The sequence below is a fragment of the Candidatus Enterococcus testudinis genome, from assembly GCF_002140915.1.
Taxonomy (GTDB): Bacteria; Bacillota; Bacilli; order Lactobacillales; family Enterococcaceae; genus Enterococcus_D; species Enterococcus_D testudinis.
In genome coordinates this window covers 2,660,668-2,674,664 of the sequence record NZ_NGKU01000001.1, presented here as the reverse complement: position 1 = coordinate 2,674,664, position 13,997 = coordinate 2,660,668, and the positions used below count along the sequence as shown (strand labels likewise).

Sequence of the window (13,997 nt, the reverse complement as noted above, 5' to 3'; positions counted from 1 at the left end):
AGTTTTGATACGTCAAGTGTGACGACGATGGAGAGCATGTTTGCTGGTGCCAGTGGGTTAATCAATTTAGATTTAAGTTATTTTAATACAAGAACTGTAACTATAATGGCGAATATGTTTGCTGATGCAAGTGCGTTAGAAAAATTAGATTTAAGCAGTTTCGAAATGAGTTACCTTGCAAACACCCGACTTAATTTGTTGGAAAATACAACGAAGCTGGCAACATTGATCATTGGTGAACGAACGAACTTGAACAGTACAAACCTACCCCCAGTGCCTGACACAGACGGGTATGTAGGCTTGTGGATGTATGAAAACCTATCTTCGTTTTTTACGAGTAGTCAGCTGATGAGTCAGGGCGCGAATTCTCTGGCAGGTCGCTATATTTGGGCGGCTAGTGGTGGAGAAGTCACGGTGCGGCATGAGGATGTTCTAGGAAATACATTAGCGCCAACTCAAACGATTACTGGTTACATTGAACAAACCTACGAAGCCGCCATCCAGTCAATCCTCGGCTGGTCCTTCATCGAAGCCGATGGTCCGTTGTCCGGTATCTTCACACAGGACAAGCAGGAAATCACTTTGATCTATGAATTAGCAGATGCAAAGATTCATGATCCGATCAACCCGGCAGCAGAGATTCACCCAGCGCATTTGCCTGATACTGCAGAGGAATTGAAAAGCTTGCGGATCGATTTCGCACCGACATTGAACTTTGGTGTGGGGACGATTTCGACTACAGATCAAGCTTACTATGCAGAACCGCTGCAGTTGGCAGAGGAGCAGAATGAACGGCCAAATTTTGTGCAAATCAGTCATTTTCATCCGGAGCAACCTGGTTGGCGCTTGTCCTTGCAGCAAAAGGAGCAGATGATGACGAGCCAAGGGGAAGCGCTGACAGGTGCCGTGATCGAATTCACGCAAGGGAATCTAGTCAGTGTCCACAATCGAACACGGCCAAGTGAATATCTCTCAGACTTTCAATTGGTCCCCGGGAAAAGTACCCAGTTGATTAAAGCAGAGGCCAATCAAGGAATGGGGACTTGGCTCTATCCTTTTGGTGATACAGCTACACAAGACCAAAGCATTCAGCTGCATGTCCCAGCAAAAACCAACCCTCGTGCGCAAACCTACGAGGCAATATTGACATGGTCGCTGGAAATTGTCCCGTGATCCATCTGCAAGAAGCAGCTTTTTGAGATAGACTATTTTTGAGCGATACGTTTCAAGAACCCCACTCACAAACGACTGGGGTTCTTTGGTGTGCAATATACCCAACCGAATAGCATGTATAGCTATCTTATTTCGATAGATTTTTTTCTAAGAATAATTTTCATAATTGTTATTTAATAAACTGTATAAAACAGTTGGTCTGTACACATCATGAAAAAGAAATAAAGAAAAAACCGATTTATATTTGTTTTTCAGCAAGACTTATTTGCGGGATTGTAAAAAAAGTTTGACAGGGTCTATATCATTTGTTATTATTCATTTTTGTAAAATGTAATCATTACTATTTGTAAATTGATATAATTTGGAGGATATAACATGACAGACACATATGATCATTGGTGGTTAGAAGGAACAAACGGGAACCAAGAGATGGAAAATGACCATCAAGAAGCATGGGAAAATATCATTACTTTAATGGATCCTAACGATATTATGGGCAAATGTATATTGGATTTTGGCTGCAACCAAGGAGGCTTTTTGCGGAAATTGCATGATGCATTGCCGTTTACAAGTGGTGTTGGGATCGATTTAGCGAGTAAAGCTGTGGCAGTCGCCAATACACGGGTAGGAACCAAGCCAATCCGCTACGTCAACACAGGAGACGCAGTCTCTGTGGGCCAACGATTCGATACGGCAATCAGTACATCTGTCCTATATTTGATTGATGATTTAGACGCGCATTTTCAAATGATCAATGATGTTTTGGTGGATGGGGGCGTATACTATGCTTCATTTGCAGATCAAACGGATAACCCTAGTTTTGATTATATGAAACGTGTGATCGATGCGTATGGCGCAACCAAAATGCAAGGAAAAACCCTGAATGAGGTCGTGGATAGTTTGGTGGCACATGGTTTTTCTGTTGAACTGATCAAAGAATACACCAAACCAACCTATGAAGTGACGGACTACAAGAAGTTCTATCTATCTGTAGCGGATTTCATCCAGTCTTGTGAGAGTAGTTACTTGATCAAAGCAACAAAAGCATCAGTGAAAGGAAACTTGAGCGGAAGTGATCGAAAATAATTTGAAACAAGCGGTGTAAATGTAACGATCAATACCTTAGACAGTGAAAGTTACTATGATGTGTTATGGACATCCAAAGACTTCGATATGATTTTATATCGTACGTATACTGATGCGCTGCTGCCATATAATTTTTTGAACTCACTCTTTTATAACACGGCAGATAGCCATGGCGTGTTGGCTGATGATGAACGGCTTTCAACGTTGCTAAATACTTACGCGGCAGCTGCTACTGAAGCGGACCAACAAAGTATTTTCGATGATATTTTTAATGAATTATCAGACGAAACGTTGGCCACTCCTATCGATTATAAAGACGAGAACTTCGTCACAACAAGTAAAATCGAGGACTTCGTCTTTTCTGGTCTATCTGATGCGCCGATTGATTATCAACAATTAGTGGTGAAATAATGAATGTTCGCATCCTTTGTCGAAAGACGTGCCGCTTCTTGCTTAGTTTGCTGCTTTTTTCAGTGTTGCTATACGGGTTGCTGTATCTATCGACTGGGAATCCGGCAATCAGTTTGTTGAGAAAGTCTGGCACATCGAATATCACAACAGATGCACTGAATCAAACACGCCAAGCTTTGGGGTTGTACCATCTTTTTCATCACCCATGATCTCGACTTGGCCCGTAGGTTTAGTACCGATCTAGGGGTCGTCAAAGATGGCCAGCTGATCGAAACTGGAAACACAGATGCAATCATACACAATCCGCAGCAAAAATACACGAAAGAATTGATTGATATATTTGATGATTAATGAAACGATTTTACAAATAGAACAATTATCAAAAGCGTATAAACAAACGATTTTTCGTCATTTGTCCTTTCAAGTGGCACAAGGCGAGTGGTTAGGGATCGTTGGAGAAAACGGCAGCGGTAAATCCACATTGATGAAAATCATTGCTGGATTAGAAAAGGCTGATCATGGCGAAATCTATTTGCATGAACAAGCCCAGTCTCACTATACAAGAAGAGAATGGGCGCAGCAGATCCAATTGGTGACCCAATATTCTCGAAAGTCATTAGATCCGATGAAGACAGTGGCCCAAATTTTGCGGGAACCGTTGCAATTGTGGCACCTCGTTCCAGCTGAACAAGTGAAGGCGCGTATCGCTGCGATGCTCGTTACCTGTAATCTGCCAGCTGATATAGTGTCGGCCTATCCAGCTGCACTAAGCGGCGGACAGTACCAACGGGTGTCTTTGGCCCTCTCGTTACTGATTGAACCGGCCATTTTGATCTGCGATGAAATGACGGCAAGTTTAGACAAAATCAATGAACGTCATTTGTTCAAATTCTTACGTACCCAAAAGCAGATGACAGTGATACTCATCTCCCATGAAGGCGCGCTGATTGAGCGCCAGTGCGACCGCCAGTGCGACCGCCAGTGCGACCGCTGTATCAGAATGGCGGATTTTAGAGAGTGATTGTGTCTATAAGAGAAGAATGAAATTAAACAAACGACGGCTGCTTTTATAGAAAAGCAGTCGTCGTTTGCTTACACAAATCATGCAAATTTGTCGTTAACGTGATTTGTGTATCATAAATAATCCGGAAAAAAGAAAATCACTGACACCAGTACCAAACTAATCAAAATCAGTCCAGATAAAGACAAGAATAGCATGCCAAATCGTTTCTTTTGATAACTGATGCGTAATAGTATCAGGTCAAGAATCAAACATAAGATGAAAATAAGGGAAAAGCCCATAAAAGGTCCTCTTTTACTTTTTTTTCTATCTTATCAAAGAATCCAGTATTTTCCTAGGTGAAAAAAGTACTTTGACAAATTTGTATTCATCTGGTTAGATAGTCAAAAAGGAGTGGGATAATGGTCAATGTGAAACAATATGATGCTTTTACGACGGTTCCTGGCAAAGGAAATCCGGCGGGGGTTGTTTTGGCAGCGATAGGCCTCTCAGATACTGAGATGCAGTACATCGCGGCGGAAGCCGGATATAATGAAACGGCGTTTGTTTTGCCATCTGAAAAAGCAGACTATCGCTTTCGATATTTCACCCCTGGACATGAAATGAATCTATGTGGACATGGAACGATTGCTTGTATCCAAGCCTTGGTCGATGCGGGCTGGATCACAGCAGGAACAATCACGATCGACACCAACGCAGGGCTGTTACCCATCGTTGTGGATCTTGCTGGCGAAGAACCCATGATCACCATGCGTCAAGCTATACCACAATTTTTGCCATGGACAGGTGATTCAGCAGCTTTGTTGGCTGCAATTGGTCTAACGATTGAAGATCTTGATACGAGATATCCAATCGTTTATGGCAATACCGGTATTTGGACATTGCTCATTCCCATTAAGGAACGCCGTCGCTTTGCGGCTATGCAGTCTGATAATCCACTGTTTCCAGCGCTACTGGCTGAAGTACCCCGCGCGTCAGTCCATCCTTTCACACTTGATACCCAAAGTGCAGATACCAAGATGTACGGACGGCACTTTTCCTCTCCATACTCAGGCACCATCGAAGATCCAGTTACAGGGACGGCATCGGGTGTAATGGGTGCTTACTATAAGACCTATATCCAACCTGACTTGAAAACACCTGCCTGTTTAACGATTGAACAAGGACATGAAATCGGTAAAGCTGGCAAGGTCTATGTTCATGTAGAAGCGCTGCCGGAATTGTCGATAGCAATCTCAGGTACCGCGATTTATGTGAAAGATGTTAGTCTGAAAAATATGTGAGTTATAAGTATGAAAGTAGTTGCCACTGTCACTTCCCCCAGTCGAAGGAGTGAATCATGTGAAGCAAAAGAAAAAGAATATCCACATATCAGCAGTCAGTTGCGGTCTGCTTGTATGCGGGATCTTGTTGATCAGTTTGGTGATGCAGTCAAAAGAGGTGTCAGAGGAAATGTTGGTAGTCAAAGCAGGATACTATTGGTCGGGGATGATCGATGAGCGAGAAAGATTGACCATAGAGGAAGAAGCTGCGTATCTCGGGGATTATCTGACAATAACCGATGTCAACCAACGGGTATTTGATACGAGATACAATTGGGTTGAGGTCGGTGCTGTATCAGCACAACATGTCAAAAATGGCGATTACGTCCGAGTCTATTTTACTGGACCAATTCTTGAGCGTTATCCAGCTAAACTACATGGTGTCGTGCGGATGGATGTAGTAACAGAATAGTAAAGGGTATAACGATATCGTTCTAATGAAATAGAAACCACCAAAAGTATTTACCATGTTAATCGACAACATGGTAAATACTTTTGGTGGTTTCTAAATTTATATTAGGTGCTTTTTTTGCCAAGCATCATATTTTAACAATAAATATTCAATAACAAAGAAAAGAGCAGATGTCGTTTCAAATGAATACACAGCATTCTTGGTTGGATGAATTTCTGGATTCAGAACAAAAATTGTTTCGTCACATAGTTTTGATACCGTAGAGTTTCTGAGCTTAGTAATGCCAATTGTTTGTATATTGCGTTGCTTTAATTGCTTTGCTAGTTTAACAACTGTATTTGACTCACCATTTAATGTAATCAACAAGACCAAATCATGGGGTTGAATGACTTGATAAAACTGTTCGTTCATTGACACGCCGCCAAAGTCATATACGAGTAAGCCATTTGGTAAAAACAAAAGTTTCATATAATTTGAAACTAAGTTTTGTATATCTCCTGAGCCATAAATAAAAATGCGATTTGCGTTAGCTAACATAGTACATATCTTTGTGAAATCTTTCTTTTTTAGATTTTCTATGGTTTGGACATGATTAGAGAGGATCTCGCCTTCTATTTCTGATAGTAGTGCATTTTCCTGCATTAATTCGTTTTTCAAGTGGTATTTAAATTCAGAAAAACCATCAAATCCTATTTTCTGACAAAAGCGCATTATTGTAGTTCTCGATACTATACATTCTTTAGCTATTTCATTGATAGACATATTCAGACAATATTTCTTATGACTAGAGATATAGGACCAAATGAGCAAATCATTCTCTGTTAATTTTGACTGGTATGTGGTGATGCGGTCTTGTATCATGCGTGTCCTCCTTCTATATTCTTGTTGTGACGATTCACAATATATGTGAAATTTTTTTTTACTTTGTGATAAACTTTTAAATATTAGAAAAGGCTTTCATTGATTAATTTTAATAGTAAAATGAGAATCAGTAAAGCGCTGAACTAAAAAACGTGAAGGACGAAAAATTATGATGAAGAAAGTTCAAAGATTCGGTGGGGCGATGTTAGCACCAGTAATGCTGTTTTCTTTTTTTGGTATTGTTATTGGTTTTTCATTATTGTTCTCGAATCAAACGATCATGGGGGATATTGCAGCACCCGGTACACTTTGGTTTAAATTTTGGAATGTGATTGCAGCTGGGGGCTGGACACCATTTTTCCAATTACCAATATTATTTGTAGTAGGTCTGCCCATTAGCTTAGCCAAGAAGTACGCGGCTAGAGCATCAATGGAAGCGTTGGTTATCTATATTGCTTTTAATTACTTCGTAAATGCTATTTTAACTTTATGGCCTAATTCTTTTGGTGTCGATATTACACAAGCTGCGACTACTGGATCCGGTTTAACGACAATTGTAGGCATAGTTACATTAGATACAGGTATGTTGGGCGCATTGATTATATCAGGAATCGTAGTTTATCTCCACAATCGATTTTTTGAAACAGAATTGCCAGACGTGCTATCCAACTTCAGTGGGTCAGTTTTTGTGACGATGATTTCATTTTTTGTGATGGTACCTGTTGCTGCTATCATGTGCTTTGTTTGGCCAACTATTCAAGAAGGTATGAGAAGTATGCAAGGTTTCTTTATCAATTCCGGAAACTTTGGTGTTTTTATCTATCAGTTTTTGCAAAAACTATTGATTCCTACAGGGTTGCATCATTTTGTATATGCGCCATTTGCGTATGATAATGCAGTGGTAGAAGGGGGAATGGCTGCTTACTGGGCATCTCATATAGGCGATTTTCAGACAAGTGCACAAACATTGAAAGAGCTTTATCCATTTGGCGGATTTTCTTTATCAGGTATGTCTAAAGTATTTGGAACTACAGGATTGAGTTTGGCTATCATTCAAGCTGCTCGACCGGATAAAAAGAAAAAAGTGATTGCTTTGATTGCTCCGGCAGCATTGACAGCTATACTAACTGGAATTACAGAGCCAATTGAATTTACCTTTTTATTCATTGCGCCGGTTTTATGGGTCGTACATGCATTCTTAGACGCTTCTATTGCAACAATTTCTTATGCGTTTGGTGTAGTGGGAGATTTTGGTGGTGGATTGATTAATTGGTTAGGTTTAAATTGGTTGCCCTTATGGAAATTTCACAGTTCTACGTATATCACCCAAATCATTATTGGCCTACTATTTACAGCTATTTGGTATTTTGTGTTCACTTTCATGATTAAAAAATTTAACCTAAAAACACCTGGCAGAGAAGATGATACAGATACGATGCAACTTTATTCCAAGTCAGATTATGAAACAAAAAAAACTGAGAACAAAAGTAGCAAGAATATACCGAAGCACGTCAGACAAGCAGAGGCTTATATGGCTCTGGTTGGAGGAAAAGATAATGTGGTAGACGTCACTAATTGTGCCACTCGCTTACGTTTAACTGTTAAGGACACAAGTAAAGTTGCCCATACGTCTGAATTTCAAGCCGCTGGAGCTTCTGGTTTAGTGAATACTGGAAGTGGCGGTATTCAAATCATTGTGGGATTGACTGTTCCTACTGTTCGAGAATCATTTGAAGACTTAATGACTGAGTAATTCTTTTAAAAATTTGGAAATTTATTGGAGGAAAGAAAGTATGTCTAAGAAAGAAAGTTCAATTTTAATTGCGGGCGGAGGAAGTACGTACACACCATCATTGGTCATCATGCTATTAGAAGGACGGGAGAGGTTTCCTGTAAGAAAAATCAAGTTTTATGACAATGATGAAAAGCGACAGGAAATAGTTGCAAAAGCCTGTGAAATTATTATTTCTGAAAGAGCGCCCGAAATTGAATTTGAATATTCGATTGATCCTAAAAGTGCTTTTTCAGATGTAGATATAGTGATGGCGCAATTGAGAGTCGGAAAATATGCTATGCGTGAACAAGATGAAAAAATACCTTTCAAGCACAATGTTGTTGGACAAGAAACATGTGGACCTGGGGGCTTAGCTTATGGATTAAGATCAATCGGCCCAATTCTAGAAATGGTAGACTATATGGAAGAATATTCCCCAAACGCATGGCTGTTAAATTATTCTAATCCGGCTGCAGTAGTCGCAGAATCCACGAGAAGATTTCGTCCAAATTCTAAAATTATCAATATTTGTGATATGCCTGTTTGTTTGGAAGATATTATGGCGCGAGTGATTGGATTGAAAGATCGAAAATCGTTTGAAACCACCTATTTTGGTTTAAATCATTTTGGTTGGTGGACAAGTATTAAAGATCATGAGGGGAATGATTTAATGCCTCTTATCAGTAAACATGTAAAAAAATATGGATACACTGAACAAACCCAAAAAGGTCAGCATAAGGAAACAAGTTGGTTAGAGACGATGTTTGCAGCGAAAGAATTACATGAGATAGAGCCTGAATTCCTATCAAACACATATTTAAAGTATTATTTAATGTCAGACTCGACAGTCGATCATGCAAACAAAGAATATACGCGGGCCAATGAGATAATCGATGGTCGGGAAAAATTTGTTTTTAATGAATGTACGAGAATTATCAATGAAGGAACTGCAAAAGACACTACATTTGCATCGAATGAGCATGCTTCATTTATTACAGACTTGGCTTGTGCGTTAACCTTTAATACCAAAGAACGAATGATTTTAATCGTAGAGAATAACGGTGCTATTGAAAACTTCGATTCAGATGCGATGGTTGAGTTACCTTGTATAGTAGGGAAAGATGGTTACGAAGTTCTATCAATTGGCAAAATTCCTACTTTCCAAAAAGGGTTGATGGAACAGCAGATTGCTTCAGAAAAACTGGCTGTTGATGCATGGGAACAAGGCTCCTATCAAAAATTATGGCAAGCGTTTACTATGAACAAGACAGTCCCTAGTACACAAGTAGCGAAAGCTATTTTAGATGAGATGCTTCTAGTTAACGAACCATATTGGCCAACGTTAAAGTGAAATCTTCTCAAAATCGATTTCGAAAGGACACGTCTTCATAGGCGACTAACTGTAATTACTCGAGAAATATGTTTAAAAATAAAGGGAATTTTAAATGCGATAATCGATTTCTCGAGTAATTATTTTCTGGTGCACTTATGAAGCAAATACCATTAAAAAACCATGAAGAACAAATACAGTTTTCAAGTTATTTACTTTAGTCAATATGTAATTATGGCTATTCTAATGACGCAAATCGTTCCATTTCTGACTTTTCAAGGGTACAACGCTGTACAACGGGGATGGTTTCTCGCCTCTTACAGTATTACCACCATTGTCTTCCAAATTGCAGTTGGTTTCTATTCTGATAAAAGAAATGATTCAAAGAACATTTCGTTATTTTTGTCTATTTTTCTAACCATTGCAATCATTTGTTTTTATTGGTTGGGAATGAGTATGTGGCTTGTGCATTTAATAGTAATGGCAATCGCGGGTGGGTTGGCTAATACTGCAGCAGCTACATTAGATAATTGGGTACTTTCAGATAAAAAATCAGTATTGTACTTTTCAACCATAAAGTCGACTGGCTCCCTCGGTTGGTGTTTAGCGAGTTTGATGATACCTTTGATTGTAGCAAATGGTAATTATCAAATGTTGAGCGTGCCATTATTATTTTTTTTCAGTTTAAATGCAGCTTTCGTTAGGAAAATACCCCAAAATTATGATGATCATAAAACCAAAGATATTGCGGTCCCTCACTTGAGTTTAAATATTAAAGATGTATACAAGTTATGTATCAACAAACCGTTTATCTTATGTAATATTATTTTTTTTATGATCTATTTGACGATTGTTGCCAATAATACTCTTGTGATAGATAAGTTATTAACATTTGAAAATGGGAATGAAATGGTTGGATTTAAGTGGTCAATTCAATCTTTTTGCGAAATCCCTGCTTATCTTCTATTAAATCGAACTGTCTCTAAGTGGCGTAATGAGCGACTCATTGTGATTGCTGGATTTTTCCTAATTTTACAATTTTTGATTTATGGATTGTCTAATAATGTATGGATTTTTCTATGCGCTAGCTTATTTCAGTTTTTCACAGTCCCCGCTTTTACAGTCGGTTCGCGCATGTTAATCAGCGAAATTACACCTAGAGAAGTTTTTTCTTCTGGTCAGTTGATATCAGTCAGCTTTTATATTGGGATTTCCTCTTTTGTTGCACCTATTATTTCCGGCACGTTGTCTCAATATGTATCTATAAACGTCGCAATCTTTACTTTCGGCATTTTTCCATTAGTTGCATTTCTTGTATACATTATTTTCAAAAAAGAGATATTCCATAAGGGGTGAGTCATGTTATTTTCGAAAAAAATCAAATATATTAAGGCACCTGCTACAGGAACGATTATTCCCATTGAACAAATTCCAGATACAGTCTTTTCTGCAAAAATGATGGGAAATGGTTTTGCTATTGCAAACCACAATGGAAAAGTTTATTCCCCAGTAACTGGAATAGTCCAAACAATTTTTTCTACCAAACATGCAATTGTTATAAAAACGAAGAATGGGCCGGACATACTTATTCACATGGGTATTGATACAGTTGATTTAAACGGAGTGCCTTTTAAATTAACTGTTAAAAATAATCAACAGATAAAAACTGGGGATTTACTTGCTGTTATGGACCTTGCAAAACTTAAAGAATATGACAAGGAAGATATGATTATTGTTATTTTGGTAGATATGCAAGAGGGGGATATTTTGGAATCATTTAAGATTATTGAATATGGAGAAAATGTATTTCGACTGTAAAAAAGCATCGCCCTGATTTATTCAAGGCGATGCTTTCTTCATGACCCCGTGGATACATAATTCTTTAATCCAAACCGCCAGAACCAGATAGCTGGCAAAGCAAAGACCAAGCATACCAACGGCGATAAACTCCACCATGGATTGGTCAATTGACCGATGAGATAAAGAAAAGGATAATATTGAAACCAAGCCATCGGAATCACAAAAGTCAATAAACGCAAGACCTGTTTCCCATAAATGCTAAAAGGATAACGCCCGAATTCCCGCGCACCATCCGTAAAAATATTCATGAATTCCAAGCCTTGAATCGTGAAAAATGTGATAGCCGCATAGACAAGAAAAAGTAGACTGAAAAAGATACTGCCGCAAATGATCATCAAGCTAAGTGTCACGATCGCGCCAACATGCCAATCTACCCCGCTTCTAGGGATCGCATAGATGAAAACCAGCACAGCCTGAAGAAAACGGCCAATCCGAGAAAATTCCATCTTAGAGGCCAATACTTGAAAAATCAGCGACCGAGGTCTAACCAATGCGCGATCAAACTCACCGTTGCTGATCATTTGAGGAAAGAGATCGAATCCTCGTCCGAAACATTCAGCAATCGAATAAGACAACAAGACTGTCGCAAAACAGAGTAAGACCTCTTCAAAGGCAAAGCCATCAACTTGGTGAAAGCGGCTGAACATAAACCAAATCCCTAAGAAGGCAGTGAGGGACCCAAGAAACTGGCCGACCGCCATAAAAATAAAGGAAACTTTATACTGCATTTGACTTTTTAAATGAATACAAAGATACTGCCAATAAACCATCGAATTATCCTCCTTGCACCACGACCCGTTTGAGGGCTTTTTTTAACCACCATTTGCCGATCAGCAGCAACGTGATCAACCAAAAGACTTGCAACAACAAACTTCGTCCTGCATCAAATCCTTGTAAATTTCCGCTGTAAATACGCAAAGGAACATTTTGCATGGCAGCAAAAGGCAAAAGTTCAGCTAGTTGTCGGATTGGTTGCGGAAAGAACGGAATGGGTACAATACCGCCAGCCAGAAATTCGCCGATTGCACCAACGACCACCCGAACACCAACGGAGGACAACGTATAAAAGGTTGAAATATAGATCAACTGAGATACCGTGACCACAACGCCCAAACTAAGGAGTAAAGACAAAAGGAATAGCCAAAAAGTTGCTAGATTTGCAGGTAACACCAATCGATACGGTGCAGGCAGCAAGAAAGCAATCGCGAAAATCGGTACACACCGTAAGAGGGCTTTTGCCAGACGATTGGCGATTGATTGACAAAACCATTTATCATAAAGATCCAAAGGTCGAGCCAGCTCATAAGCAATGGCTCCGCTCGTGATGGCTTCAAAAATCTCGCTCTCAAAAAACCAAAGCATGAACAAGGAGAGAAATGCTTGCTGCATCCAAATATAAGAAACCGTCTGCTGAATAGTCATCGGAAAAGCTGAGGCTTCTGTTTGATAAAAGGCATGGAATGCGAGAATCTCCATCATGCCCCAGACAAACTGTGTGGCCATCCCCGCAATGGCCGCAGAGCGATATTGCAATGTATGAATGAAACGAATGCGAAACAAAGCAGCGTATTTGTTCATATGTGATACTCCTGATACATCTTCGCCACCATTTCTTCGGCAGTGATACTGGCAACAGACAAATCTGTAATGGCAACATGCTGACTCAAAAAATTGATCAATTGAGGAACAGGAAAGGATATAGGATCGACTTTTAGAACAATTCTACCAACGGATTCTTCGACTGATTGGACAGAGAGAGGCAGAGAGGGTAATGTACCTGTGTAATCAAGGGTGACCGTTTTTACATCGGAAAATCGCTGTTTGAGTTCATCTAACCGTCCATCCAGCAAAATCTTTCCTTTACCAATCAATAAAATGCGCTGGGTCAACGCTTCGATATCCTGCATGTCATGGGTGGTCAGAATGACAGTGGTCCCTTTCTCCTTATTGAGGCGTTTGACAAATTGACGTACAGCGATTTTGGAAACAGCATCTAAACCAATGGTGGGCTCATCTAAGAAGAGAATCTTTGGATCATGCAGCAAAGAAGCAGCGATTTCACACCGCATACGTTGCCCAAGGCTTAAGGAGCGCGCGGGCGTTTTGAGCAACTCACCTAAGTCCAAGAGCGCAGTGAGTTCGTTCAAATTTTGTTGATAACGTTGGTGATCGACTTGATAAATATCTCTGATCAAATCGAAACTGTCGATTACCGGGACATCCCACCAAAGCTGGCTGCGTTGTCCGAAAACCACGCCGATTTCTTTGACATGTTGTTTCCGCTCACGCCAGGGGATGCGCCCGTTGATGAGGCACTGACCTTCATCAGGGGTCAAAATACCGCACATCATTTTGATTGTGGTACTCTTGCCAGCACCGTTTGGTCCGATGTAACCGATCATCTCGCCTTCTTGGATCGTGAAACTAACATCTTGCAAGGCGTGGATCTGGGTGGTTTCTCTAGAGACAAAGGCCTTTGTGGCAGACCAAAACCCACTTTGTCTTTTCGTGACATGGAATGTTTTGCTGAGGTGTTCTACTTGGATCATTTGGCATCACTCACTTTCTTTCGACAACAACGCGACAAAAAGAGCATTCGTAATCGAATACTCGCAACGAGATGGTCCAAATGAACATGGTTGGGGCAGCGGTTCATCAGCCAAACAAAAGTAGAAACAGTGTATCATAACAGAAATGTGAATACAATCCGTAGTTGTCAAACGCTTTTAAAAAATTTGATTCACTAG

General features: G+C 39.9%; 17 protein-coding genes. 12 read left to right on the top strand and 5 right to left on the bottom strand.

Going from position 1 to position 13,997, the window contains the following annotated elements; translation table 11 throughout:
- The 6 genes from A5886_RS13020 to A5886_RS13000 all read left to right on the top strand — a co-directional run.
- Positions 1 to 1,173 (top strand): WxL domain-containing protein (locus A5886_RS13020; RefSeq protein ID WP_179190040.1); only part of this gene is annotated, 1,173 nt, incomplete at its 5' end.
- A gap of 375 nt (positions 1,174 to 1,548) precedes the next feature.
- Positions 1,549 to 2,259, top strand: coding sequence for a class I SAM-dependent methyltransferase (locus A5886_RS13015; RefSeq protein WP_086275526.1), 711 nt, complete (start codon positions 1,549 to 1,551; stop codon positions 2,257 to 2,259).
- Between the two features lie 87 nt (positions 2,260 to 2,346).
- On the top strand, positions 2,347 to 2,670 hold the full coding sequence (locus A5886_RS13010; protein ID WP_143353794.1) for a periplasmic substrate-binding domain-containing protein: 324 nt from the start codon (positions 2,347 to 2,349) through the stop codon (positions 2,668 to 2,670).
- Positions 2,670 to 2,879, top strand: a complete 210-nt coding sequence (locus tag A5886_RS13005; protein WP_086275524.1) for a hypothetical protein — start codon at positions 2,670 to 2,672, stop codon at positions 2,877 to 2,879. The genes A5886_RS13010 and A5886_RS13005 overlap by 1 nt, the downstream gene beginning before the upstream one ends.
- A gap of 7 nt (positions 2,880 to 2,886) precedes the next feature.
- Positions 2,887 to 3,021 (top strand): hypothetical protein, encoded by a 135-nt coding sequence (locus A5886_RS16100; protein ID WP_256926224.1) that lies wholly within the window; start codon positions 2,887 to 2,889, stop codon positions 3,019 to 3,021.
- Positions 3,014 to 3,691, top strand: a complete 678-nt coding sequence (locus A5886_RS13000) for an ABC transporter ATP-binding protein (protein ID WP_256926223.1) — start codon at positions 3,014 to 3,016, stop codon at positions 3,689 to 3,691. The genes A5886_RS16100 and A5886_RS13000 overlap by 8 nt, the downstream gene beginning before the upstream one ends.
- Before the next feature lie 113 nt (positions 3,692 to 3,804).
- Here A5886_RS13000 and A5886_RS15910 read toward each other — a convergent pair whose 3' ends face one another.
- Positions 3,805 to 3,972, bottom strand: coding sequence for a hypothetical protein (locus A5886_RS15910; RefSeq protein ID WP_179190039.1), 168 nt, complete (start codon positions 3,970 to 3,972; stop codon positions 3,805 to 3,807).
- 120 nt (positions 3,973 to 4,092) lie between these two features.
- Here A5886_RS15910 and A5886_RS12995 point away from each other — a divergent pair, with 120 nt between their 5' ends.
- Both A5886_RS12995 and A5886_RS12990 read left to right on the top strand, forming a co-directional pair.
- Positions 4,093 to 4,974, top strand: coding sequence for a PhzF family phenazine biosynthesis protein (locus A5886_RS12995; RefSeq protein WP_179190038.1), 882 nt, complete (start codon positions 4,093 to 4,095; stop codon positions 4,972 to 4,974).
- A gap of 58 nt (positions 4,975 to 5,032) precedes the next feature.
- Complete coding sequence (locus A5886_RS12990; RefSeq protein WP_086275521.1) at positions 5,033 to 5,425, top strand: hypothetical protein; 393 nt, start codon at positions 5,033 to 5,035, stop codon at positions 5,423 to 5,425.
- A 99-nt stretch (positions 5,426 to 5,524) separates the two neighbouring features.
- On the opposite strand, the gene A5886_RS12985 is transcribed toward A5886_RS12990, so the two are convergent.
- Positions 5,525 to 6,286, bottom strand: a complete 762-nt coding sequence (locus tag A5886_RS12985) for a MurR/RpiR family transcriptional regulator (protein WP_086275520.1) — start codon at positions 6,284 to 6,286, stop codon at positions 5,525 to 5,527.
- Between the two features lie 169 nt (positions 6,287 to 6,455).
- Here A5886_RS12985 and A5886_RS12980 point away from each other — a divergent pair, with 169 nt between their 5' ends.
- From A5886_RS12980 to A5886_RS12965, 4 genes are all read left to right on the top strand, one after another.
- Positions 6,456 to 8,039: an alpha-glucoside-specific PTS transporter subunit IIBC gene (locus A5886_RS12980; RefSeq protein ID WP_086275519.1), complete on the top strand. Its 1,584-nt coding sequence runs from the start codon at positions 6,456 to 6,458 to the stop codon at positions 8,037 to 8,039.
- A gap of 40 nt (positions 8,040 to 8,079) precedes the next feature.
- Positions 8,080 to 9,411, top strand: a complete 1,332-nt coding sequence (locus A5886_RS12975; RefSeq protein WP_086275518.1) for a 6-phospho-alpha-glucosidase — start codon at positions 8,080 to 8,082, stop codon at positions 9,409 to 9,411.
- 162 nt (positions 9,412 to 9,573) lie between these two features.
- Positions 9,574 to 10,746 (top strand): MFS transporter, encoded by a 1,173-nt coding sequence (locus A5886_RS12970; RefSeq protein ID WP_086275517.1) that lies wholly within the window; start codon positions 9,574 to 9,576, stop codon positions 10,744 to 10,746.
- A gap of 3 nt (positions 10,747 to 10,749) precedes the next feature.
- Entirely contained in the window at positions 10,750 to 11,208 is a 459-nt protein-coding gene (locus A5886_RS12965) for a PTS sugar transporter subunit IIA (RefSeq protein WP_086275516.1), read from the top strand.
- 38 nt (positions 11,209 to 11,246) lie between these two features.
- Here A5886_RS12965 and A5886_RS12960 read toward each other — a convergent pair whose 3' ends face one another.
- From A5886_RS12960 to A5886_RS12950, 3 genes are read right to left on the bottom strand one after another with little or no spacing between them, the layout of a single operon-like run.
- Positions 11,247 to 12,020: an ABC transporter permease gene (locus tag A5886_RS12960; protein ID WP_086275515.1), complete on the bottom strand. Its 774-nt coding sequence runs from the start codon at positions 12,018 to 12,020 to the stop codon at positions 11,247 to 11,249.
- A gap of 4 nt (positions 12,021 to 12,024) precedes the next feature.
- Positions 12,025 to 12,828 carry an ABC transporter permease gene (locus A5886_RS12955; RefSeq protein WP_086275514.1) on the bottom strand — a complete coding sequence of 268 codons (804 nt, stop codon included), beginning with the start codon at positions 12,826 to 12,828 and terminating at the stop codon, positions 12,025 to 12,027.
- Complete coding sequence (locus A5886_RS12950; protein WP_086275513.1) at positions 12,825 to 13,799, bottom strand: ABC transporter ATP-binding protein; 975 nt, start codon at positions 13,797 to 13,799, stop codon at positions 12,825 to 12,827. The genes A5886_RS12955 and A5886_RS12950 overlap by 4 nt, the downstream gene beginning before the upstream one ends.
- Positions 13,800 to 13,997 lie beyond the last annotated feature (198 nt).

Bases quoted from the DNA above. Each gene is read 5' to 3' on its own strand.
- A5886_RS12950 (WP_086275513.1), bottom strand. From the start codon at position 13,799: ATGATCCAAGTAGAACACCTCAGCAAAACATTCCATGTCACGAAAAGA.
- A5886_RS12975 (WP_086275518.1), top strand. From the start codon at position 8,080: ATGTCTAAGAAAGAAAGTTCAATTTTAATTGCGGGCGGAGGAAGTACG.
- A5886_RS12980 (WP_086275519.1), top strand. From the start codon at position 6,456: ATGATGAAGAAAGTTCAAAGATTCGGTGGGGCGATGTTAGCACCAGTA.
- A5886_RS13005 (WP_086275524.1), top strand. From the start codon at position 2,670: ATGAATGTTCGCATCCTTTGTCGAAAGACGTGCCGCTTCTTGCTTAGT.
- A5886_RS13015 (WP_086275526.1), top strand. From the start codon at position 1,549: ATGACAGACACATATGATCATTGGTGGTTAGAAGGAACAAACGGGAAC.
- A5886_RS12995 (WP_179190038.1), top strand. From the start codon at position 4,093: ATGGTCAATGTGAAACAATATGATGCTTTTACGACGGTTCCTGGCAAA.
- A5886_RS15910 (WP_179190039.1), bottom strand. From the start codon at position 3,972: ATGGGCTTTTCCCTTATTTTCATCTTATGTTTGATTCTTGACCTGATA.
- A5886_RS12985 (WP_086275520.1), bottom strand. From the start codon at position 6,286: ATGATACAAGACCGCATCACCACATACCAGTCAAAATTAACAGAGAAT.
- A5886_RS13000 (WP_256926223.1), top strand. From the start codon at position 3,014: ATGATTAATGAAACGATTTTACAAATAGAACAATTATCAAAAGCGTAT.
- A5886_RS12970 (WP_086275517.1), top strand. From the start codon at position 9,574: ATGAAGAACAAATACAGTTTTCAAGTTATTTACTTTAGTCAATATGTA.
- A5886_RS12965 (WP_086275516.1), top strand. From the start codon at position 10,750: ATGTTATTTTCGAAAAAAATCAAATATATTAAGGCACCTGCTACAGGA.
- A5886_RS12960 (WP_086275515.1), bottom strand. From the start codon at position 12,020: ATGGTTTATTGGCAGTATCTTTGTATTCATTTAAAAAGTCAAATGCAG.
- A5886_RS12955 (WP_086275514.1), bottom strand. From the start codon at position 12,828: ATGAACAAATACGCTGCTTTGTTTCGCATTCGTTTCATTCATACATTG.
- A5886_RS13010 (WP_143353794.1), top strand. From the start codon at position 2,347: ATGATTTTATATCGTACGTATACTGATGCGCTGCTGCCATATAATTTT.